The organism is Dysgonomonas sp. 521 (assembly GCF_010501055.1).
In the GTDB taxonomy this organism is placed as follows: domain Bacteria; phylum Bacteroidota; class Bacteroidia; order Bacteroidales; family Dysgonomonadaceae; genus Dysgonomonas.
In genome coordinates this window covers 1-21,050 of record NZ_QVMO01000102.1, presented here as the reverse complement: position 1 = coordinate 21,050, position 21,050 = coordinate 1, and the positions used below count along the sequence as shown (strand labels likewise).

The following is a 21,050-nucleotide window of genomic DNA, read 5'->3' as shown; positions in this document are numbered from 1 at the left end:
TACTTTTGCTCATGAGCTTAATTTTGTTTTGTTGCTACTACAAAGATAAGCAGAAGAGCGGATTTTTTATTTTTTAAAAGTTCGCTCTGTTTTTTTAGCGGACAGTAGTGAATATTTATAAGCACCCAAACGACCCGCAAAATAGACATCTTTACTTTGTTCTGCCTTTTTTTTATATTGCTCGTACCGTTTATTGTTTTCAGTCGTATTGACAGGATAAAATGGTTCTCCATCATCTTTCCAAGGGGCAGGAAATTCTTTTGTGATAACTGTATTTGGCTGCTTACCAAACTCAAAGTGTTTTGATTCTATAATTCTGGTGTATGGAGTTTCCCTGTCAGTATAATTAACCGCAGCATTACCCTGATAATTCTCTATTTCTAAAGTTTCCATCTCAAAATGTAAAGAGCAGTATTCCAACTGTCCAAAACAATAGTCAAAATATCGGTCTATTGCTCCTGTATAAATAGTAACCTTAGCTTTATTTGACAATTCTCCATGCGATAAAAAATCTGTATTTATTAATACATCAGCTTTAGCAAAGCATTTTTTGAAAATAGGATTATAACCTCCTATTGGTATACCCTGATATATGTCATTGTAATAATTATTGTTATATGTAAACCGAAAAGGTAATCTTCTGATAATAAATGCAGGAAGGTCTTTGGAGTCTTTCCCCCATTGCTTTTCCGTATAGCCTTTTATTAGTTTATGATAGATGTCTGTGCCAACCAAAGACAAAGCCTGTTCTTCTAAATTATCAGGATAAGAGACTTGTAGTTGTTGAGATTCTATTTTAGACAAGGCCTCCACAGGCGTTTTAGTCCCTCATAATTGATAAAATGTATTCATGTTAAAAGGGAGATTATATATTTCTCCTTTATAGTTAGCGATTGGGGTATAAACAAAATGATTGAAATTACATAAGGAACGCATATATTCCCAAACAGACTCGTTAGATGTATGAAAAATATGAGGTCCATATACATGGACGTTAATACCTTCTATATTCTCACAATATAGATTTCCCCCAATATGAGGCCGTTTTTCTACAACCAGACAACGCTTTCCATCCAAAGAAGCTTCTCTTGCAAAAATTGCATTGAAGAGTCCTGCTCCAACCAAAAGGTAATCATATTTATTTTTCATGTTTTCATGTAGATTTGTGGTTTGTAAACTTAGGTCTTTATTTAACATTTAAGGTGGACATTTGAACAATAAAGGCGGACATTTAAACTCTTTTTGTCATTCAAGAACTAGAGGTAAATTGGGTTTCCTTGAGAAAAAGTTATATCCGCAACTTATTAACATTAATGGAAACAGTCACTTAGTAAGTTTGATGATATAAAAAAGTCATATCTTCCAGTTTATAGCTATTTTTAATGTATTTAGGCATAGTTATTGTGCTCTAAAAAGTTTGCATTTTATCTATCTTATTTTTATTGTACAAAAGCGTACCGAAAAGGGAGGTATTGGAACTTATTTTTGCAACCATTCTTCTTCTAATTGTTGGAGTTGGACTTCTATTTCCTTGTAAGTAGTGACTAATTCAATGGTTACTTTTTCCAGCTTATATAGATAAGCCAATGCCTTTTTCTCGCCTAATTGCTCTTTCAGTAATCGTAGAAGCTGGTTATAATTATTCCCAATCTTTCTCATCTGACCTCTGAACTGGGATAGTTTTATGATATAATCCATACTTGCTTTATCAATTATCTTGACTTTCAGGGAACTGTTCAGCACCTTATCCCGAATAAAATGAGCCGGATATTTATATCCCGACAGATGGAACATCGTTTCAAAACGGATGTTGTCAGCTTCATTGAGCCGCGCATAATGCCTATGTATAGCCGGATCAGCTTTAGGCTTACGCCCGACTTTAGACTTTTTTGAATTACTTTCTGTGTGCATACTGTTTTATTGTATCAATTGAGTTAATTCATAACTCATCATTTATAATTCATAATTCACTGAGAACTGCCGACTTTGGAGGTGTTCCTCCCCCCCCCGACTTTCAGAGGAGTGGGGCGAGTTATTTTGAAGCATCTGAAATTATTTTCAGGGGCTCAAAATACAACTCGCCTTAGACCTGTGTCTAAGAAAATCCGCTTGTAGGCGGATTCATTGGTAATCTCTGAATGAGATTCATGCTTTATCGAGAGTAGGAAGAAAATATCAGGGTCAGCCTGATTCATTATCTTCTTCATTGTTGGATCTTCTTGAACCGATGGAATCAATATCTTTTACGAATTGTTCTCCGGCTTCCTGCCATAGAGCATTCAGCAAATCTTTATTTGTCTGGAAGTGCTCATTTAATATAGCATCTGCCAGTGACGATGTAGTGGAGTAATTATCGAACTTAAATAAAAAGGCAGTGTCTTTCAGTTTTTGATAAGCTTCTTCACTGACATATATTACCCTGCGGTTGCGTATGCGCTTCTCCAGACAGAACAATTCCGTATATTGTTCTTTGGTTAATGTGTTAGATTTTCTTTGTCTCATAACCTGATAAATTAATGGATTAATAATTTGTTTGAATACAGATTCCCGTGTCGATTACCGCTACAAATAAAATCATAAATATCAATGAATTAAAACAAAGTAGCCCGATTGGAACATTATGCTTTCAATCGCTATATATTGCTTTATAAGCCGGGGAGAGAAGACATATATCCTGCTCTATTCTGCTTTCCGGATGAAATAATAACTTATGGCTGTAATGATTCAATAATAGATAGTATCATTGATAGATAGGCGAAAAGACTTATTGATATAGAATTATCTATAAATACATATACACAAACTGATGTCCTTATTTGAATAAGAGCCGAAATCCTTCCTTATATAAGGATTGGTATATGAATTGAAAGAAATATTGAATGAAGGACTGTTCTATGTATTGATTTTGGTATTGATGTCAATCTTGATACAAATACAGGTGTCAATACTAAAATCCTACTATATACCAATATTGAAATACTTACTGAAAAAAAATCTGGTTTTCTTCTTATCCTATTGATTATATCGAAGCCTGACCAACCACTGCCAACAGCTACCACCCTTCTATGGATTTGCCTTTTCTTCCAAAAAACTCGTGAAATTTGTATCGATTTTTCTATTTTCTCTAAAATTTGTAGAAAAGAGCGACATGATTGGACAAAGGCTACCACTGGATTAAAAAATAGTGTAAGTTCCGAAAATTCGGTTTTACTTTACCGGAAATTTTGGATTAACATTCTTTATGGCATCTATCCGGTGTCAATCAGCGCCAAATGATGCCAACAGGCAGAGGACTATTGATATAGCCAAATATTGTGCCTTTATTTACCGGAACGAATGATTATTGAGAAGTATATAGCCATTGACCAAGAGATATTAAGAAGCAACCCGCTGGAAGATGTGCGCTACGAGAAGAAAGAACCTGCAAAACACCGTTATATCAGCCAGTCCGATTTAAAACGTATAATGGAAACACCGATGTGTGACCCGCGTCTGGAACTGGTCCGCAGGGCTTTTATCTTTTCATCGCTGACAGGGCTTGCCTATGTGGATATACACCGCCTGTATCCGCATCATATTGGTAAAACAACAAAAGGCAGGCTCTATATCCGCAAGCGGAGAGTTAAAACAAATGTGGAAGCATTTATACCATTGCACCCTGTAGCCGAACAGATACTAATGCTGTATAATACCACAGACGATACGAAACCTGTATTCCCTTTGCCTGTCCGTGATAAGATTTGGTATGATATAAATCAGATAGGTATTACTATGGGATTAAAAGAGAATCTCTCGTACCACCAAAGTCGCCACTCCTTCGGGACACTGGCTATTTCGGCAGGGCTTTCCATTGAGAGTATTGCCAGGATGATGGGTCACGCCAATATTTCCACGACACAGGGGTATGCACAAGTCACAGACCGGAAAATATCTGATGATATGGATAAACTTATAGAACGAAGAAAGACTAACATGGTATAACTCTTATATACAGGGACTTGAATAACATTTCACTCAATTAGAAAACCAACCATTTTATTTTGATACTATTTACGGCAGATTCCCGATTGGATACCTGCCGTAAATATTTTTCTGTCCGCATAAATATTATAATCCGGCCTTATAATAATTCTCTTCCAGTAGCTTTATCACATCCGACTCTTTGTAGAGTATCTTTCCTGTAATCTGTATATAAGGGATTATCCCCTGGTCTCTCCATACCTGTAATGTGCCAATGCTTAAACCGAGTATCCTGCTGATATCCTTGCCCGAGAGGTACTTTTCTCCGTTCAGAGCCGGAGAGCATTTGTCGGAAAGCTTACGGATAGCTTCCAACAGTTCCTCCAATGTTTGGGTAAAGGAGAGGATTTCCGGCGATTTTCCATTTATTATTTCCATACTTATAATTTACTTGTTTTTGATTGTTGATCCTTCTATTAACATTTCCACATCTGATACCTTATAATAACATTTATAGTTGATCTGCGAAAAAGGTAATTTACCCGAATCCCTATAATACTGTAAGGTTCTTTTTGATATTTGGAGAAGACGGCACACTTGTCCGTTGTCCAGCCATGTTTCGTCTGTTTGATTATTTTTACATAATTCCCCGACCTGTCCGGCAAAACTCTCAAATTGTCTTTGTATCTGTTCAAAAGTCTTCTTTTCAATAGCAATTATTTGGCATCCGCCGTTGTTTCCATACTTATTTCCTCTTCTTTTTAAAAATACCATTATCCATATCATCCATGCGTTTGTTTAGCTTTGTTTTTATCTCGTCCAGAAACAAAGTCCTGCTATCCGTCCGCCTGCGTATGGCCCGGAATACGTCATAGCAATTCGCGACAGGAAAAGATAACATTTGACAGAGATACCCGATGGCTTCCTGTATCTCAATATCCCCATTATTGAAACTATTGGTTTCCAGCAGGCCGTAAGCCAGTTCTACGAAATCACTTTTTGAGCCTGACCAATAGAGTTTGGTCTCCGGTTTGTTTCCGTCAATGGTCAGAAAAAAGGAGTGAAGGTTATTAATCAATGATTTTAGTTTGACAAACTGGCTTTCTGTAATATTGATTGTCATGTATCTTGTATTCATGTGCGTATATTTTAACAAGTTAATATTTTTGCTTTTCAATGGCTCAGTTTACATATTTGCCGATATCAAACCCATTGCCGGCAATATGCCTCTTACCTGTATCCTGCGGGATACTATCCAGTAATTTGACAGCAATATCTTCCGCCCCGCAGACCCGGGTGATTATCTGCTCATACAGGTCTGTTCCCCTGGCTTTGAGTATGGCTGCTGCAACCTGCGTCTTTTCTGCTGTGGTTATGTTTCGCCTCAATGATGCCGATAGTAGACGTTTATTGGTTATGTATAAGCAATCGGGAAAGAAGTCAATGTCCGGGTTTCTGGCGAAAAAGGTACTGAACCACAAGCTGGAAATTATCGAAATCAATAAATCTGTTATTGATTTTGTGATGTTATTGAGTCAGTTCTTTGCCCAATTTAGGGGAATAAAGAATAATTACAACCAGCTTTTTGCTGCATTGGTAAAGAATTTAGGCGAAGGTAAAGCCCGTTTTATGATGAAGATATTGGATAAATCTACACTTGATTTTAACGGCCTGTTCAAAGATTCTCCAGAGAGAAACATTGAACGAACGGCAATTAACAAATCTCAATCTGAAACGAATCGCCCCGGCCAATTCACGGAATCCTACGGAGTTCCGCAATCCGCCGATAGCGATAGTTCAAATATAAGCATAGGTTTATTCCGAACAGCATGATGCAGATTTTGAATATCTTTAACTCTGCGGATTATCTTCATCTCTCTCCACATCTACAGCCTCGCCACTCACTTCACCAACTCCTTCATCTGCGCATACCGTCCCCTCACAACACCATCCTTATCCGTCAGGNAAGCCCGTTTTATGATGAAGATATTGGATAAATCTACACTTGATTTTAACGGCCTGTTCAAAGATTCTCCAGAGAGAAACATTGAACGAACGGCAGATGTAAATTCGAAACAAACGAATCGCCCCGGCCAATTCACGGAATCCTACGGAGTTCCGCAATCCGCCGATAGCGATAGTTCAAATATAAGCATAGGTTTATTCCGAGCAGCATGATGCAGATTTTGAATATCTTTAACTCTGCTGATTATCTTCACCCCTCTCTCCACATCTACAGCCTCGCCACTCACTTCACCAACTCCTTCAACTGCGCATACCGCCCCCTCACGATACCATCCTTATCCGTCAGGATGAATGTAGGCGTACCCACGATACCGTAATTGCGAAAGTTAGCCCCGTCGAAACCCTTATAGTCGCACAACTTGTCTGCCCAGGGCAATCCGGCAGATGTCTCCGCGTGAACTTCTTCGCCAATGTCGGCAGCAATGGAGATTACACGGATGCCATTATCTGTCAGCAATTTATAATTCTTTTTCAACTGTTCCAACTCATAATGACAGTTGCCACAGCCTGTTTCATAAAACATTATCAAACTCAATCTTGGAACGAACGAACTGTCGCCCACTACAATCTCCGGCGCAGGCTGCCCGTTCAACGGCATGGTCAGGTACTCAGTGCCCAGCTCCGCCAGCAGGTAATCCTTGCCATACTTGCTGAACATACGGATAAAGGCCTGCGTCAGTTCGCGGCGCAGGGGAATATCGGTTATCTTGTCGAGCATATGTTTGCTATCGTTCAGCAGGAGGCTGTCGTCACCCAGCGCCGACTCGTACCAGAGCTGTAGCATGGGTTGCCAGAAACCGCTGGTATACAGGTCGTGGAAATCCAACTCCTGCGAAACAAAGCGGTGCTGCTCCACTACAATGCTATCGGGATGGGTATCCAGCGAACGCCCCATCCCTGACAAACAGCCCAGCATCTCCACCATACGGGCGGCATACAGTGGACTTTCTTTCATCTCCTTCTTGAGCAGGCTGTACCTGGTTTTCAGCTCGCTTACCTGTTGCCAGTGCATGGAAAAAGGAGATGCCGTGCTACTAGCCGAATTCATCGCTGCATTGTAGTCGCTTATTATCCGGCTTTGGCGGGAGAAGAGCTCTTGCAGGTATGCGTTTTCAACCGAGCCCGAAAATATACCGCTGTCGGGCTCGCTGTCTTCTTTCACCGAGAACTTCTTCTCCCCGTTGATTATCATATTGATAGAGGTGTGGGTGGTTGGCACCGAGAGGTTACCCACACCACGGTACGAAGCATAACCGGCAGGCAGTGTAAACGATGCCTTGCCTACCGAATCGAGCCTGCCCACGGCCACCGTATCGCGGGCGGTGCCCTGTTTCAGGGTGAAGACATATTGCAGGTAGTTGCACGAAGGCAGGTCCATCTTGATGGTTTGGGCGAGGGCGCCCCCGGAAAATAATAGGAGGAGCCCCACCCAGCCTCCCCGGAGGGGAGGTGTGCAGAGACGCTTTATCTTTTTGAGTATCATATTCTGTTATTTATATATTTCATTCTCTATTTGGTGGCTTTGCCCTCTCCTTTTGGAGCAGGAGAGGGGTGGGGAGAGGAACTAATTATCCTTGATGCAACGCAAAGCAAAGCCATAGGCGCGAGAGTTATTACTGTTAGCAGGATTGACGTCAACACTGTTGAAGAATAGGGCGTAGGCATTAACACCGACCACTGTTGTACTCCAATAGTTGCCAAGTGTACCCTGATAGAGGAGCAGACCAGTACCGCGACTCCGATGAGCACTAGCAGGCAAAAAGAGAGTGGTAGTTTTTCCGTCAGGCTTAATCTCATAGCCGCGACCGTTTGTATTGTTCCATACCCAGGTATTAGCCGTTGCCATTGTCGAAGATCCGGTAATAGTACCACCCCTGTAGAGCTCGCCCCATTCGTTCTGGTTGGGGGTGCGCCAGCCTGTATCTGCCCCACTGATACCGTCTGTATCGGGATAATAAGTCTCATAGTTCAGGCCATCATCCTTGATTTTAGCACAGGGGTCATTAGGTTCAAAACGTCCAGTACGCCAAAGTAGGTCTATCTCACTTGCAGACAGGTAATATGCCCAGTTATAATTCTGTCCTGCGGATGAGATAATAAACTTACCGTAATGGCTGGTACCCCGTTTTACTTGCCGGTACGGGTAAGGCTGTGTGTCGATCAGGTTGCCGTCTTCAAATTCCGGGCCTGCACCATAGGCTATCTGGTTTGTCCCTGCTGTATTTTTTCCGGATTCAAAGCCCTGTGCCGCTCCACGCTTTTCGTGCCCGTCACCTATACGTCCCCATTGGTAGAGGTCTCCATAAAGGTTTTCTTCGCCTGCAATATAATAATGTCCGCCGTCCGCTTCATTGGGTCGACTGAAAGTCATACTATAGTTTATCTGATCATCAATGGTCAGAAGGGTAGCCCCCAGGTTGAAGCACATAAAGGAGAGCCACTCGCCCTTGTTGTTTTTTGCTCCGCAGCCTACGGCTACCTCGGCAATGTCGGAGGTCAGTTCTGCGCCCAGCGAACTTGTAGCCACGCAGTAGAACCTGTAGAAGCCCGTGTTGTTGGCATCACGGGTGGTTGACTCCCCTTTTTTATTCTTTTTTATTACACCTGTAGGGGTAAAAAACGCAGTAGCTTTAGTACCATCTTTTGTATCGCTTACTGCGCCGCCTACTGTCTCTACGCCTGCCGGGTCGATGGGCTTTTCGATGCGCACATGCACATTGTTGCCCATTATCTGGTACCACTGGAAGGTCCAGACGCCCAGTCCCTTCACAACAAACTCAAGGGCTTTGACTGTCTCATTGCCCGTTTCGTAAAAGCTAAAGGCTTTGGGCGGTTGGATAATAATAGACGATAGGGCTTCGTTGGTCTGCGAGGTAGTCCATACCACTCCATTCCATGTATATACCGCCGGATAGAGGGTACTACCCGCGCCGTTGTCGGTCAGGTTGTACACCATCAGCCCTGCCAGTTTTTCTTTCAGGGAGTTGGTATTGGCCAGAAACTCTGCGTCGTCGGCAGCAATAAAGGGTTCGAGGGTTTTGATGTTGACCAGTTTTACCCGGGGCAATAGCAAGCCACCGTCGCCCAGTCCTGCCGTCAAGTTGTTGTCATCCGAAATAGATGTGACCGTGCCGCTGGTTGTCTGGCGGGCTTTCAGGTCGAGCAATGCCGCCCGTGTAGGTTCTACTACCGAGCCGATGGTTACCTGCGCCCCGGCAAAGGAGCTGCATAGCAAAAAGGCTGCCGTGGCGGCCAGTAACCGCCAACGGGCCACGATTTTATGTTGTGTTCCGGTTGTTTTCATAAAAGAATAAAATTTTTAATCCATCCCCTCCCACCCCCAAAAATGGCAGGACTGATAAGTTCTGATATTGGAGGCTGTGTCAAAAGTAAAATTGCACTATCAAAATGTTACCATCTTTGTCATCCTGAGGCAACGAAGGATCTCGACGCTCCAAACACGAGATGTTTCACTCCGTTCAACATGACAAAGAGATAGTAAAAAATACTTTTGACACACCCTCATGAAAGTCATTAAGGAAAGACTTTAGTCAAAAAGCTTCGGCTAAAGCCATTTTCTGATTCTGAACCATATTCCTCCACTTGAAAGTGGAGGCAATTAAGTCAGAACTGAACAACCCTGCCCCCAACAGGTAGGGCTGTTAAGTTCTGTAAGTGATGATCATTTTTGTTACACTGAGAAACATGGAGTAGGCACTGAGGTTCACTGAGATTTATTAGCTCAGTGTTTCTCAGTGTCTTCTCAAAGTACCTCAGTGTAATTATTCTTGTATTCATTTTCTTCAAAATATCAACTTGTTTAGAACTTAACAGCCCTGCCCAACAGGGGGAGGAGGACAAAGAAATGGAAAAATGGATAATTAATATGGTGATAACTACTAATTCTTGATACAGCGCAAAGCAAATCCTGATGCCCGGTAGTAACTTTGAGCAGGAATGATGCCACCATCGTAGAAGTACAAGTGGTAGGCATTAGTACCTATTACTGTAGTACTCCAGTAGCGACCAGTCGAGCCTTGAGCGTAGAGCGAACCATTACCGTAGCTCCGATTACCATTAGCTGGCAAAAAGAGGGTCGTTGTTTCTCCGTCAGGCTTGATTTCGTAGCCGCAGCCGTTCGTATTGTTCCATACCCAAGTATTGGCCGTGGCTGTTTTCGGGGAACTGGTGATAGTACCGCCCCTAAGAAGCTCGCCCCATTCGTTCTGGCTAGGGGTACGCCATCCAGTAGTTGCCCCGCTGATACCATTGGTTGCGGGATAATAAGTCTCATAAGTCAGGCCGTCATCCATGATCTTAGCACAGGGGTCGTTTGCAGCAAAACGCCCGGCACGCCAAATCAGATCTATCTCACTCGCGACCAGCCCATATGCCCAGTTATAGTTTTGTGTCGAACTTGTGGTAATAAACTTACCGTAATAAGTGGTGTTAGTTCGGTCTACCTGCCGCCAAGGATAAGGCTGTGAGCTAATTACATTACCGTCTTCAAATGTTGGGCCAGTACCATAAGCCACCTGGTTTGTCCCTGCGGTATTTTGTCCGGCAACAAAGTCCTGTGCCGCTCCACGTTTTTCGTGCCCGTCACCTATACGTCCCCACTGGTAGAGGTCACCATAAAGGTTTTCTTCGCCTGCAATATAATAATGCCTGCCGTCTGCATCATTGGCCTGGCTGAAAGTCATACTATAGTTTATCTGACCATCAATGGTCAGTAGGGTAGCCCCCAGGTTAAAGCACATAAAGGAGAGCCACTCCCCGGCATTGTTTTTGGCTCCACAGCCTACGGCCACTTCGGCAATATCGGAGGTCAGTTCTGCTCCCAGCGAGCTTTTAGCCACGCAGTAGAACTTATAGAAGCCCGTATTTTTGGCATTGCGGGTGGTTTTACTGCCCTTTATTACTTTATTTGGGGTAAAGGAGGGAGAGGTAGCACCGGCGGCGTTAGCGTCAGTTGTATTTGTGTAGATAGTTTCGGCTTCGCCCACAACCGTACCGATGCGCACATGCACATTGTTGCCCGTCACCTGATACCACTGGTAGGTCCATGTGCCTAGCCCGTCTACAACAAACTCAAGGGCCTTGACTGTCTCAAAGCCTGTTTCGTAAAAGCTAAAGGGTGCTGGTTGAGTAACTATCGACGAGGCAGCCTCGTTGACCTGCGAGGTAGTCCACATAGCTCCGTCCCATGTGTACACAGCCGGGTAGAGGGAACTGCCCACGCCGTTGTTGGTCACGTTGTACACCATCAGCCCTGCCAGCTTTTCTTTCAGGGAGTTGGTATTGGCAAGGAAGTCGGTGTCGTCGGCCGCAATAAAGGGTTCGAGGGTGCTGATGCTGACCAGTTTTACCCGGGGCAATAGCAAACCGCCATCGCCCAGGCCTGCTGTTACATTGTCGTCATCCGAAACAGATGCTACCGTACCGCTGGTCTGTCGTGCTTTCAGGTCGAGCAATGCTGCCCGTGTGGGTGTGATATTGGACCCCACGGTCACCTGCGCCCCGGCAAAGGAACTACATAGCAAAAAGGCTGCCGTGGCAAGCAATAACCGCCAATGAGCCATGTTTTTGTTTTGTGTTTTGGTTGTTTTCATAAAAGCAATTTTTAAGCCACCCCCTTCCGGCCTTCCCAAAAGGGGAGGAGACTGGAGAGATGGAAAGATGAATAATCCGCCTCACCCCAACCCTCTCCACCGGAGAGGGAGAAGTAGAGGCTCTGTTTATTATATTTAAATTTGATTTGCTTTGACCGCCTCGCGCTCTTCCCTCGCTTCTCCCTCTCCTTTTGGGGAGGGCCGGGGTGGGGCCGGAAATACCCGAAGGGGGAAGGGTTAGACAGATATATAGAATATGTTGACCGCTTGCAGGGGCTGGGGTGCTTTGACCGCCTCGCGCTACCTCCCCTATCGGGGGAGGTAGGAGGGGGTGTGTTACGGGGAGGCTCCGCCCCACTACTTTCGCAAGCGGCGGGAGGAATAAGTGAAGACAAATAAGACAACATTGTTGAAGACAACAAGACGGTAAGTTCGCCTCCCCGGATATTTATAATAATATATACAGTGTTGTTAAAACCGAAAAACAGTTTATTGTAATCGCCTGTATTTAAATGTTTTGTTAGAGTGTTTTCCTGTCTGTCACTTGCTAAGTGACAACGCTGGTTGTTTTAAATGAATGTAATATGCTATTTCTGAATAGGATAGGAGAAGTATCTGAAAGAGATGTTTTCCTTCCGGGGAAACATTCCATCAGTATGGTTGCAGAAAGTAAGCAACAAGGCGGGTTTTCAGCATATTTCCGGGTAAACATAAGGTAAACGCCTTAACACTGAAAGGTTTAATGGTAAGGACAAATCAAATTTGCGGACAAAGGTTTTCTTCCCCTGCCGGGACGAACACCGGAGGTGTATCTTTCAGGGGGAATATCTTTCCCAAAGGTTTTCTTATATGCAATTATCTGGGATTATGCTTTTTATATATGGTTTATAGGATGTTCATTGTTAATAATTGACATGAATCAGTATACTTCAATCTGAAAAAAGGTAAGGATTATGAAAATTAAGGGGCGTTTCTGTAGCGGAAGTCTGACAGATGTATTATATTTGATGCAAGTCTGCTTGTTTACCATTTGTCACTTAGCAAGTGACAGATAGGGAAACATTCTCATTACCGACGATACAAAGGTATCAAAATTTCTGTATTTCGCACCTTTTTGCTGTTAATTATTTTTCTTCCGTTTTTATCCGGCTGTTTATTCTTCCGGCACAAGGCCTGGTATATCCTGTCGTTGGCTTTGTCCAGGATGGAGCGTTCCAGGTGTGAGAGATAGATATAGGTGGTCCGTTCGTTGTTATGCCCCAGCCCTTCGCTGATCACCCACAGGGGCAGGTTCTCTTCTTTGGCCAGAGTAGCCCAGCTGTGGCGCGCCATATGGGTAGACAGCTTTACACCTGTCCCTGCCAGCCTGGCCAGTTCCTTCAGCAGGCGGTTCTGGGTGGTAAGGCCTGTTTCGTATTGCAGGCGGTGTGGCTTTTTATTGTTGTTATCAATTACGGGGAAGACATAGGGGCTTGCCTTTACCATCGGGGAAAAGTAGTCGATAATCTCCTGCATGGCCGGGGTAATCTTTATCTCCAATAGTTGTCCTGTCTTTTTGCGGTAGTAGCGGATAACGCCATTTTTTATATTTTTCTTTTGGAGGTAAGCCATATCCACAAAGCTCATTCCGCGGGCATACAGGCAGAAGAAGAACAGCCGGCGGCAGGTTTCCAGGCGTTGCCTGTCCTTTACTTCCGCTAGCTTCACATCGTACAGGGCTTGTATCTGGTTACGAGAAAGGGCTCGTTTATGGGTTTTCTGCACGCCGGTATACACTCCCGAGAAAAGGTTCTGGTCGGGTTTGGTTACCAATCCTTTTGTTATGGCCTTGTTGTAGATACTTCTTAGGTTGCGCATATAGAAAGAGATGGTATTGGGACTTTTGCCCGTGTTTTTCAGGTGCCGCTCATAGTTCTTCACCAATGAAGGACTCAGTCAGGAGATGGGGATATCGTTCTTGTTGAGGAACAATAGCAGGCTTCGCAGGCTGCTCCCGTAAGCGCGTGCGGTGCGCTCCTGCCCCGATCTGCTTAGGTTGCGGCTCAGGCGGGAGACGAGTTTCTTCAGGCTGTGTTCGCCCGATTCTTCCATGCGGCCGGAATGGTAGGTTTCGGTAATCTCCTCCACTTCGAAGTAGGTGCCTTTGTTTTCGAGTTCGCGGATGATAGCTCTCAAACGGATTGTTTCTTCTTCGATGCCCCTGCGGGCTTCGTACAGGTAGTTGTCCCGCTGGGAGGTACTGCCAACGATTGCCTTGTTTGTGTTATCCCATTCTTCCTTGTAAATTTTATAAGAGAGGGTTACTTTTCGGGTGCGCCTCCTGTGGATGACCTGCAGGTAGAGACTGCCGGGTAAGTCCGGGCGCAGTGAGGCTCGGTAGCATAGGTTGATACTTGTCATAATTGTTTCCTTTTTGATTTTCCTTTGGTTGTTTCACTTAGAACAAAGGAAAGAAGAAAAGGGTTGGGAAGGGAGGATTTTTTTGGGGGAAGAGAATGGATATGATTTGTATGCAGATTGTCGGAGTAAAAGGTTCTGATAGTTTTCTCCGGTGAAGAATTTTTTATATATTTGCTCATGAAAGTCGTTCTTTGTTCATGATGCAAAATGAGGTGGATAATATGGATTCGCTCATTTCTAAATCGTTACCTGTAGTGGAGACTATTTGTGTAAGATGTTTGTTTTCAGGTGGGAAGAAGATTGGGTGTGTCGTCAGCTTCTTTGTGATACCACATATATCAGCCAGTTCTTTCAGGTATCCGTTCATGCGTTGATTACTGGATACGGGAAATACACGGTTGCGTTCAATACATTCAGGATGGGAAGCATATTTATTAATAAGTCTCTCCGCTATGCTCAAAACAGGAATATTACACATATTATTAGTCTTTTGTCTATTTTTGCGAATCCACAAAGCTCCGTTATTATCCCTGACAAGATGTTCAGGGGAAAGGGCATGTATATCTGTGAAAGCAAGTGCTGTAAAACAGCAAAATACGAATATATCCCGTACTGTTTCAAGTCTTGGAATAGAAAACTCCTTATTCATTAATGTTTCCAATTCTTCCTGTGTCAAAAAATCTATATGGGTTTCTTCAAGCCGGAATTTATAACCAAGAAAAGGGTCTTGTCTGAGAATTCCATTTACCAAAGCTATCCCGATTATTTTCTTGATATTTTTCAAACGGTTTACGACTGAGTTGTGTGCATTATTACGATGTACTTTCAGATAGGTCTCAAATTTACAGATAAAGTTAAGGTCAATTTCACGAAGGGGAATATCAGAAAGCCTGTATTCCTTTTTCAGAAAGTCTTTTAGATATTCTGCTGTGGATTCGTAACGCACAACAGTCTTTTCTGTAAAATCCTTACCTATTAAAGCACGGACTTCTTTATTATGTTCGTCAAATGCTTCCAATAAAGTTTTGTTCTCTTGGCCTAAACCTTGATACCTGTTACGAATAGTTTCTACGGTTATAGCTTTGCCATCAATTTCCAGTTCACGATGGATTTTCAAGACTTTTGCCCTAACAGATTCAATGTAGAGGTTTAGCTCATCAGCTATGCGGCTCTTGCCTTTGGCACATTCTTTTGTTTGATTCCATTGGTCGATAGGAATACTGCGACGTATAAGAATATCACAGCTTTTCTTATCCACAGTGATACGCATACAAATAGGTGCTTGTCCGTTCTTTAATAATTTGCCCTTTCTGAGAAAGAACAAAGTACTGAATGATTTTCTTCTCATTTTTAATACAATTTTAATGATACAAAGTTATTAACTCATTATCAAACTATATCTACGCAAAATGCAGTGTATCAATGAATAAAATCATAATAATGGGACATCTTTTGTGGAATCCGAAGTCCCATTCATAAGCCACTAAAGTGTTGCTTTAAACCTCTGTTTTCAGCATAACGGACTAAAATAAAAATCCCCAATAATGATTCATTATCAGGGATTTACTTCTTCTTACTTATCTACTTTGTTGTCTCACTAGGATTCGAACCTAGACAGGCAGATCCAGAATCTGCAGTGCTACCATTACACCATGAGACAATATTACTTTTGCGGATACAAAAGTAATAATAATTTATTTTGCAATCAATAAGAAATAATTTTTCTTTCCTTTTTGTGCAATAATATATTTTCCGGCAATTAAGCGTGAAGCATCAATTACGTCATCAAAGTTTTCAAGCTTCTCTTTGTTGATCATTACGCCACCTGCCTGCACGGTCTTGCGCATTTCCCCCTTTGAAGGAAAAACAGCTGTTTTCTCAGCCAATAAATCCACTGCCTTTATTCCGGCAGAAAGCACATCTTTTGATATATCGAACGTAGGCACTCCTTCAAAAACCTGCAGGAATGTCTCTTCATCCAACTTCTTCAAAGCGTCAGCCGTAGCATTCCCAAAAAGGATATTAGAAGCTTCCACAGCCTGATTGTAATCCTCTTCCGAGTGAACCATTACCGTCACTTCCTTAGCCAAGCGCTTTTGCAATGGGCGAAGGTGTGGTGCGGCTTTCTGTTCGGCTACCAGTGCGTCAATCTCCTCTTTATCTATAGCTGTAAATATCTTGATATACTTTTCAGCGTCTTCATCGCTTACATTCAGCCAGAACTGGTAGAACTTGTAAGGAGAAGTATATCTTCTGTCGAGCCATACATTGCCCGATTCGGTCTTGCCGAATTTTGTGCCGTCGGCTTTCGTTATCAGCGGGCAAACCAAAGCAAAGGCTTCGCCTCCTGTCTTGCGGCGGATAAGCTCGGTACCCGTGGTTATATTTCCCCACTGGTCGGATCCACCCATCTGTATGCGGCAACCTAACGATTGATATAAGTGAAGATAATCATAAGCCTGCATCAACTGGTAAGAAAACTCTGTGAACGACATCCCTTCCGAAGATTCTCCGCTAAGACGTTTCTTAACAGAATCTTTGGCCATCATATAGTTCACCGTAATGTGTTTCCCTATGTCGCGGATAAAGTTCAGGAAGGAATAATCCTTCATCCAGTCATAGTTGTTTACCAACAATGCCGCGTTGGGCTTGTCTGATTCGAAATCGAGAAACTTAGCAAGCTGTTTCTTTATCGAATCCTGATTGTGGCGAAGCGTGGGTTCGTCCAGCAGGTTACGTTCGGCAGACTTCATCGAAGGGTCGCCAATCATGCCTGTCGCGCCACCTACAAGGGCGATAGGACGATGCCCGGCGCGTTGGAAATGCTTCAAAATCATCACACTGACAAGGTGCCCTATGTGCAATGAATCGGCAGTAGGGTCAATACCCACATAACCGGAAGTCAGTTCCTTTTGCAGTTGTTCTTCCGTACCCGGCATGATTTCCTGTATCATACCTCTCCATCTTAGTTCTTCAACAAAATTCATCGAATTAGGTTTATTTATACTACAATTATCCGGTTGGTGCGGGTTTTTAACTGAAAAGTTAAAAAGTGACAAAAGTGACAACTTTTGTATATTTTACATTCTGTCGAATGTGTTACTTTTCAGTTTGGTTTACTCCCGATTTCTTCCAACCGATTTTTCAGTTAGTGTACAAAAATACGACCTTATTTCCGAATAGAAAAAAGTTAGGGTAAATTCTTTTCAGTTAATAATGTCAATCAGTAGTTGATAAGTTAAATGTTCAATTCCATTAGTCTTTTTACATACGCTTCGCTCCTGTGAACGTTGTTTGTCGAGACTCGGCATAACATGAAATAAATTTTAGTCCTGCCCTCGCTACTTAAAACGTTCTTTTATTTTTTGCATAAAGGCTATCTCAGGCTAAATACATTAGTTGCAGCTCCCTACTGCCGCGCCCTCCCGGGCTTGTCCTTCCTTTTGGCATTGCCCAAAAGGAAGCAAAAGGCTAGTGCTTTGTCCCTCGGCGACCCACCAACGGCTTGCCGGCTAAACGGGACGAAACTCGCCTTCGGCTCGGACAACATCCCGTTTCACGCCGCCTGCACCGGGTGAGTATCCCGCCTGCGGAACTGATGCACGGAGTCGCAATGCGATGACAAGTATTTCGAAAACGGCTATTCTCGTCAGGCGTCAGCCAGCGCCGTTAGCAAGCGTACGGGGTACCCACCCGGTGCAGGCGGCGTAGAATGAAGTGCGGGCGCTTTTATGCATCATCTGCCAATCTGTAAAACGATGAATCCATTATCACTTCATTCAGCCGGCAAACCGTTGGTGGGTCGTACGGCGAAGCGGGGCGCAATGCTTTTTTGCTTACTTTTGGAGCTTCGGCCAAAAGTAAGGCAAGCAATCTGTGATTGCGCGCAGATAGAATTGAACACATAATTTAAACAAAACGAAATACTGATTCACATTAATAATCATCCGGGAATAGATAGCGGATAGGGAGACATATTTTTTAGTCAGTCCCTAAAGGAACAAGATGATGTTTTGTATTATTCCCATTTGTGAAAAAAAAGAAAAAGGCATCCCAATATATAGGCTGTCGGGACAATATTAAATATAAATAAATATCTTTGCGGTCTGGAATTACTTGTATTGAAACCTTTTAAGTAAATGATAAGGTTTACTGTGATATTTAGAAACTGTTTAAATTTTATTCGTTCAAATTTTTAGAGATGATTTTTTTTCTTCCGCGAAACGATAATAGCGGGCTATTTACATACGCTTCGCTCCTGTGACCTCTGGTTGAGTTGAGTGAAAGGAAAAAACAGCCTAAAATAATCTAAAAATGAACGAAGAAAAAGGTATAGTAAAATATTCGTATAAAATTTAAACAGTTTCTTACATATGTTATGCTCCTGTGACCGTTGGGCGCCATGCAAGGGAACGAAGCATACGGTGTGCCTCTTTTTAGGGGCGGGATCCTTCCCTACGGTCAGGATGGCATGTGACAGTAAATATTTTAGCTTACTTATCAAGGTATTTACAGTTTTGAGACAGATCGGAGTTGCCGCAATGATTTGCCCTATTGTGATTATTACTACAAATGCAATTATTAAAAACTTATTAATCTAATAACAATACAATGAGATCTATTTTTAGAGAAATGACTAAAGCGACCTTAGGCGGATTAATCCTATGTGGCTTCCTAAGCTCGTGTGACGGGACTAAACAACAGGACGGTTCGTTGCAGAATCTTACCCAGTATGTAGACCCTTACATTGGCACGGGAGATCACGGCCATGTATTTTTAGGAGCCAACGTGCCGTTCGGAATGGTACAACTGGGTCCTACCAACATTACCGAAGGATGGGACTGGGTGTCGGGATATCACATATCCGATTCTACCATTTGGGGATTTACCCACATGCATCTCAACGGAACGGGTATCGGCGACCTTCTGGATATAGCCTTTATGCCTGTTACCGGAAACCCTACATTGGGAAAAGGTGTAATCTCCGACCCTAATTCGGGCGTGTACTCCCTCTTCAACCGCAAGACCGAAACAGCCAAAGCCGGGTATTATGCCGTGCATCTGGATCGTTACGATATCGATGTGGAGCTGACAGCTACGAGCCGTGTCGGTTTTCACAAATATATATTCCCTGAATCGAAAGACGCGAAAGTGGTTATCGACCTGAAAAGCGAACTCAACTGGGACGAGCCCGTAGAAACATATCTGGTTCAGGAGACGGACTCTACGATATCCGGTTATCGCTACTCGAAAGGGTGGGCCAACGACCAGAAGGTATATTTTAGCGCCGTATTTTCCAAACCGATGAAGCAATTCATTGTGTCGGAAGGCAATGATATAAAAGAGGGTACAGAGCTAAAGGCTGTGGGAGTAATCGGGCAGGCAGTGTTCGGAGAGACTTCGGCTAAAGAAGAATTGTATATAAAAGTGGCGTTGTCTCCTGTTAGCATCGAGAATGCGAAACTGAATATGCAGGCTGAACTTCCGGGTTGGGATTTCCGGCAAACGATAGCGGATGCGGATAAGGCATGGAATAAAGAACTGAACAAGATACAGATAAAGGTCAACGATGATAAGGTAAAAAGAACATTCTATACAGGGCTGTACCATACCATGATAGCACCGTCCGATTTTTCGGACGTAAACGGCGATTACCGCGGAGCTGATGGTAAGATGCATGAAAAAGGGTCTTTCAGGAATTATACGACTTTCTCGTTGTGGGATACGTACAGGGCGGCGCATCCGTTGATGTCTATCATCCATTCCGAAAAGATGAGCGACATGATAAATACAATGCTTACAATCTATCAGCAGCAGGGCAAACTGCCTGTATGGCATCTGGTGGGTTGCGAAACCGACTGTATGGTGGGTAATCCGGGCATACCTGTAGTTGCCGACGCTATACTGAAAGGCTATGACGGATTCGATAAAGAACTGGCATACGAAGCGATGAAAAAATCGGCTATGCTGGACGAAAGAGGGTTAAACTTCCTGAAACAATACGGGTATATCCCTTACGACAAAGAGCCGGAAGGCCTTGCCAAATGTATGGAATACGCTATCGCCGACTGGAGTATCGCTCAGGTAGCGCAGAAAATGGGCAAAACCGAAGATTATGAATATTTCCTGAAACGGAGCAAATCATACAGCCACTACTTCGACAAGTCGACAGGATTTATGAGAGGCCTTTCTTCTGACGGCAAATGGCGTACGCCGTTCAATCCATTCGAATCTGTACACCGTGACAATGATTATACCGAGGGTAACGCATGGCAATATACATGGCTGGTTCCTCACGACATACAGGGCCTTGTTGACCTGTTTGGCAGCAACGAAAAGTTTGTGCAGAAGCTGGACTCATTATTTGTCGTAGAGGGCTCTCTGGGCGAACACGCTTCTCCTGATATCAGCGGACTGATCGGTCAGTACGCGCATGGGAATGAACCTAGCCACCATGTTATTTATATGTACCCTTATGTAGGCCAGCCGTGGAAAACAGCGGAAAAGGCGCGTGAGGTAATGTCTGAGTTGTATTTCGACCAGCCGAAGGGACTCTCCGGAAACGAAGACGTGGGGCAGATGTCGGCATGGTATATCTTGTCGGCACTCGGATTTTATCAGGTAGAACCTGCGGGGGGGAAATATATTTTCGGCAGCCCGATTATAGATGAGGCTACTGTAAAAGTAAAAGACGGGAAAACGTTTAAGATTACCGCGAAGAATAACAGCGCGGCAAACAAATATATACAAAGTGTAACCCTGAACGGAAAAGACTACGGCAAATATTACATCAACTTCAGCGATATAATCAACGGAGGCACATTGGAATTTGTAATGGGAGATAAACCATCCGATACATGGGGCATAAGTGCAGATGTGATACATGCATCAGCAAAATAAATTCGAAAAATTGCGAATATTCGAATCTGCTAATTAAAGAAAGCGGGAGCGTTGTTAAGTAATCCTTCGGTCTCGGTCATCTTTTACAAGATTTATATAGTTTTTACCTTTGCATAGGAGAGAGTTAACGATAAATTAAGGAGCCATCAGTTT

At 43.3% G+C, this 21,050-nt stretch carries 17 protein-coding genes, 1 tRNA gene and 2 pseudogenes; 4 read left to right on the top strand and 16 right to left on the bottom strand.

From position 1 onward, the window contains the following. Window positions 1-66 precede the first annotated feature (66 nt). The 3 genes and pseudogenes from glf to D0T84_RS19360 form a co-directional block, all read right to left on the bottom strand. A pseudogene (gene glf / locus D0T84_RS19370) lies at window positions 67-1,149 on the bottom strand (UDP-galactopyranose mutase). 330 nt (window positions 1,150-1,479) lie between these two features. Beyond that, window positions 1,480-1,911, bottom strand: a complete 432-nt coding sequence (locus D0T84_RS19365; RefSeq protein ID WP_163309503.1) for a MobA protein — start codon at window positions 1,909-1,911, stop codon at window positions 1,480-1,482. A gap of 270 nt (window positions 1,912-2,181) precedes the next feature. Further along, entirely contained in the window at window positions 2,182-2,502 is a 321-nt protein-coding gene (locus D0T84_RS19360) for a DUF3408 domain-containing protein (RefSeq protein ID WP_163309502.1), read from the bottom strand. Window positions 2,503-3,315: 813 nt separating this feature from the next. Between D0T84_RS19360 and D0T84_RS19355 the strand changes: the two are divergent. Further along, window positions 3,316-3,981, top strand: a pseudogene (locus D0T84_RS19355) (site-specific integrase); the annotation flags it as partial. A gap of 126 nt (window positions 3,982-4,107) precedes the next feature. On the opposite strand, the gene D0T84_RS19350 reads toward D0T84_RS19355, so the two are convergent. Genes D0T84_RS19350 through D0T84_RS19335 form a run of 4 tightly spaced genes read right to left on the bottom strand, consistent with a single transcriptional unit; the run spans window position 4,108 to window position 5,348 of the window. Beyond that, on the bottom strand, window positions 4,108-4,398 hold the full coding sequence (locus D0T84_RS19350; protein WP_163309501.1) for a helix-turn-helix domain-containing protein: 291 nt from the start codon (window positions 4,396-4,398) through the stop codon (window positions 4,108-4,110). A gap of 9 nt (window positions 4,399-4,407) precedes the next feature. Then, window positions 4,408-4,734 carry a helix-turn-helix domain-containing protein gene (locus D0T84_RS19345; RefSeq protein WP_163309504.1) on the bottom strand — a complete coding sequence of 109 codons (327 nt, stop codon included), beginning with the start codon at window positions 4,732-4,734 and terminating at the stop codon, window positions 4,408-4,410. Further along, window positions 4,706-5,098: an RteC domain-containing protein gene (locus D0T84_RS19340; RefSeq protein WP_163309500.1), complete on the bottom strand. Its 393-nt coding sequence runs from the start codon at window positions 5,096-5,098 to the stop codon at window positions 4,706-4,708. Before D0T84_RS19340 ends, D0T84_RS19345 begins: the two co-directional genes overlap by 29 nt. Window positions 5,099-5,141: 43 nt before the next feature. Next, window positions 5,142-5,348 (bottom strand): hypothetical protein, encoded by a 207-nt coding sequence (locus D0T84_RS19335; RefSeq protein ID WP_163309499.1) that lies wholly within the window; start codon window positions 5,346-5,348, stop codon window positions 5,142-5,144. Between the two features lie 28 nt (window positions 5,349-5,376). Between D0T84_RS19335 and D0T84_RS19330 the strand changes: the two genes are divergently transcribed. Next, window positions 5,377-5,793: a hypothetical protein gene (locus D0T84_RS19330; protein ID WP_163309498.1), complete on the top strand. Its 417-nt coding sequence runs from the start codon at window positions 5,377-5,379 to the stop codon at window positions 5,791-5,793. A gap of 415 nt (window positions 5,794-6,208) precedes the next feature. On the opposite strand, the gene D0T84_RS19325 is transcribed toward D0T84_RS19330, so the two are convergent. From D0T84_RS19325 to D0T84_RS19315, 3 genes are all read right to left on the bottom strand, one after another. Then, entirely contained in the window at window positions 6,209-7,468 is a 1,260-nt protein-coding gene (locus D0T84_RS19325; protein WP_163309497.1) for a peroxiredoxin, read from the bottom strand. Window positions 7,469-7,549: 81 nt separating this feature from the next. Next, complete coding sequence (locus D0T84_RS19320) at window positions 7,550-9,289, bottom strand: hypothetical protein (protein WP_163309496.1); 1,740 nt, start codon at window positions 9,287-9,289, stop codon at window positions 7,550-7,552. Between the two features lie 595 nt (window positions 9,290-9,884). Then, the gene (locus D0T84_RS19315; RefSeq protein WP_163309495.1) at window positions 9,885-11,597 is read right to left on the bottom strand and encodes a hypothetical protein; all 1,713 of its coding nucleotides are present in this window, start codon (window positions 11,595-11,597) and stop codon (window positions 9,885-9,887) included. 584 nt (window positions 11,598-12,181) lie between these two features. Here D0T84_RS19315 and D0T84_RS23100 point away from each other — a divergent pair. Then, a complete protein-coding gene (locus tag D0T84_RS23100) occupies window positions 12,182-12,316 on the top strand; it encodes a hypothetical protein (protein WP_255495477.1) in 135 nt (44 codons plus the stop codon). Between the two features lie 349 nt (window positions 12,317-12,665). On the opposite strand, the gene D0T84_RS19310 is transcribed toward D0T84_RS23100, so the two are convergent. The 6 genes from D0T84_RS19310 to D0T84_RS19285 all read right to left on the bottom strand — a co-directional run bounded on the left by D0T84_RS19310 (window position 12,666) and on the right by D0T84_RS19285 (window position 17,903). After that, a complete protein-coding gene (locus tag D0T84_RS19310) occupies window positions 12,666-13,517 on the bottom strand; it encodes a tyrosine-type recombinase/integrase (protein ID WP_370525530.1) in 852 nt (283 codons plus the stop codon). A 15-nt stretch (window positions 13,518-13,532) separates the two neighbouring features. After that, window positions 13,533-13,997 (bottom strand): Arm DNA-binding domain-containing protein, encoded by a 465-nt coding sequence (locus D0T84_RS19305; RefSeq protein WP_163309493.1) that lies wholly within the window; start codon window positions 13,995-13,997, stop codon window positions 13,533-13,535. 175 nt (window positions 13,998-14,172) lie between these two features. Beyond that, window positions 14,173-15,345 carry a site-specific integrase gene (locus D0T84_RS19300; protein WP_163309492.1) on the bottom strand — a complete coding sequence of 391 codons (1,173 nt, stop codon included), beginning with the start codon at window positions 15,343-15,345 and terminating at the stop codon, window positions 14,173-14,175. Between the two features lie 241 nt (window positions 15,346-15,586). Then, window positions 15,587-15,657, bottom strand: a tRNA-Gln gene (locus tag D0T84_RS19295). Between the two features lie 34 nt (window positions 15,658-15,691). Then, complete coding sequence (gene tyrS, locus D0T84_RS19290; RefSeq protein ID WP_163309491.1) at window positions 15,692-16,984, bottom strand: tyrosine--tRNA ligase; 1,293 nt, start codon at window positions 16,982-16,984, stop codon at window positions 15,692-15,694. A 742-nt stretch (window positions 16,985-17,726) separates the two neighbouring features. Beyond that, the gene (locus D0T84_RS19285) at window positions 17,727-17,903 is read right to left on the bottom strand and encodes a hypothetical protein (RefSeq protein ID WP_163309490.1); all 177 of its coding nucleotides are present in this window, start codon (window positions 17,901-17,903) and stop codon (window positions 17,727-17,729) included. A 705-nt stretch (window positions 17,904-18,608) separates the two neighbouring features. Here D0T84_RS19285 and D0T84_RS19280 point away from each other — a divergent pair. Further along, the gene (locus tag D0T84_RS19280; protein WP_163309489.1) at window positions 18,609-20,897 is read left to right on the top strand and encodes a GH92 family glycosyl hydrolase; all 2,289 of its coding nucleotides are present in this window, start codon (window positions 18,609-18,611) and stop codon (window positions 20,895-20,897) included. Window positions 20,898-21,050: the final 153 nt, after the last annotated feature.

Excerpts from the sequence above, each read along its gene's own strand:
- D0T84_RS19365 (WP_163309503.1), bottom strand. The coding sequence starts at position 1,911 with ATGCACACAGAAAGTAATTCAAAAAAGTCTAAAGTCGGGCGTAAGCCT.
- D0T84_RS19360 (WP_163309502.1), bottom strand. The coding sequence starts at position 2,502 with ATGAGACAAAGAAAATCTAACACATTAACCAAAGAACAATATACGGAA.
- D0T84_RS19350 (WP_163309501.1), bottom strand. The coding sequence starts at position 4,398 with ATGGAAATAATAAATGGAAAATCGCCGGAAATCCTCTCCTTTACCCAA.
- D0T84_RS19345 (WP_163309504.1), bottom strand. The coding sequence starts at position 4,734 with ATGGTATTTTTAAAAAGAAGAGGAAATAAGTATGGAAACAACGGCGGA.
- D0T84_RS19340 (WP_163309500.1), bottom strand. The coding sequence starts at position 5,098 with ATGAATACAAGATACATGACAATCAATATTACAGAAAGCCAGTTTGTC.
- D0T84_RS19330 (WP_163309498.1), top strand. The coding sequence starts at position 5,377 with ATGTATAAGCAATCGGGAAAGAAGTCAATGTCCGGGTTTCTGGCGAAA.
- D0T84_RS19325 (WP_163309497.1), bottom strand. The coding sequence starts at position 7,468 with ATGATACTCAAAAAGATAAAGCGTCTCTGCACACCTCCCCTCCGGGGA.
- D0T84_RS19320 (WP_163309496.1), bottom strand. The coding sequence starts at position 9,289 with ATGAAAACAACCGGAACACAACATAAAATCGTGGCCCGTTGGCGGTTA.
- D0T84_RS19315 (WP_163309495.1), bottom strand. The coding sequence starts at position 11,597 with ATGAAAACAACCAAAACACAAAACAAAAACATGGCTCATTGGCGGTTA.
- D0T84_RS23100 (WP_255495477.1), top strand. The coding sequence starts at position 12,182 with ATGCTATTTCTGAATAGGATAGGAGAAGTATCTGAAAGAGATGTTTTC.
- D0T84_RS19305 (WP_163309493.1), bottom strand. The coding sequence starts at position 13,997 with ATGACAAGTATCAACCTATGCTACCGAGCCTCACTGCGCCCGGACTTA.
- D0T84_RS19300 (WP_163309492.1), bottom strand. The coding sequence starts at position 15,345 with ATGAGAAGAAAATCATTCAGTACTTTGTTCTTTCTCAGAAAGGGCAAA.
- tyrS (WP_163309491.1), bottom strand. The coding sequence starts at position 16,984 with ATGAATTTTGTTGAAGAACTAAGATGGAGAGGTATGATACAGGAAATC.
- D0T84_RS19285 (WP_163309490.1), bottom strand. The coding sequence starts at position 17,903 with ATGTGTTCAATTCTATCTGCGCGCAATCACAGATTGCTTGCCTTACTT.
- D0T84_RS19280 (WP_163309489.1), top strand. The coding sequence starts at position 18,609 with ATGAGATCTATTTTTAGAGAAATGACTAAAGCGACCTTAGGCGGATTA.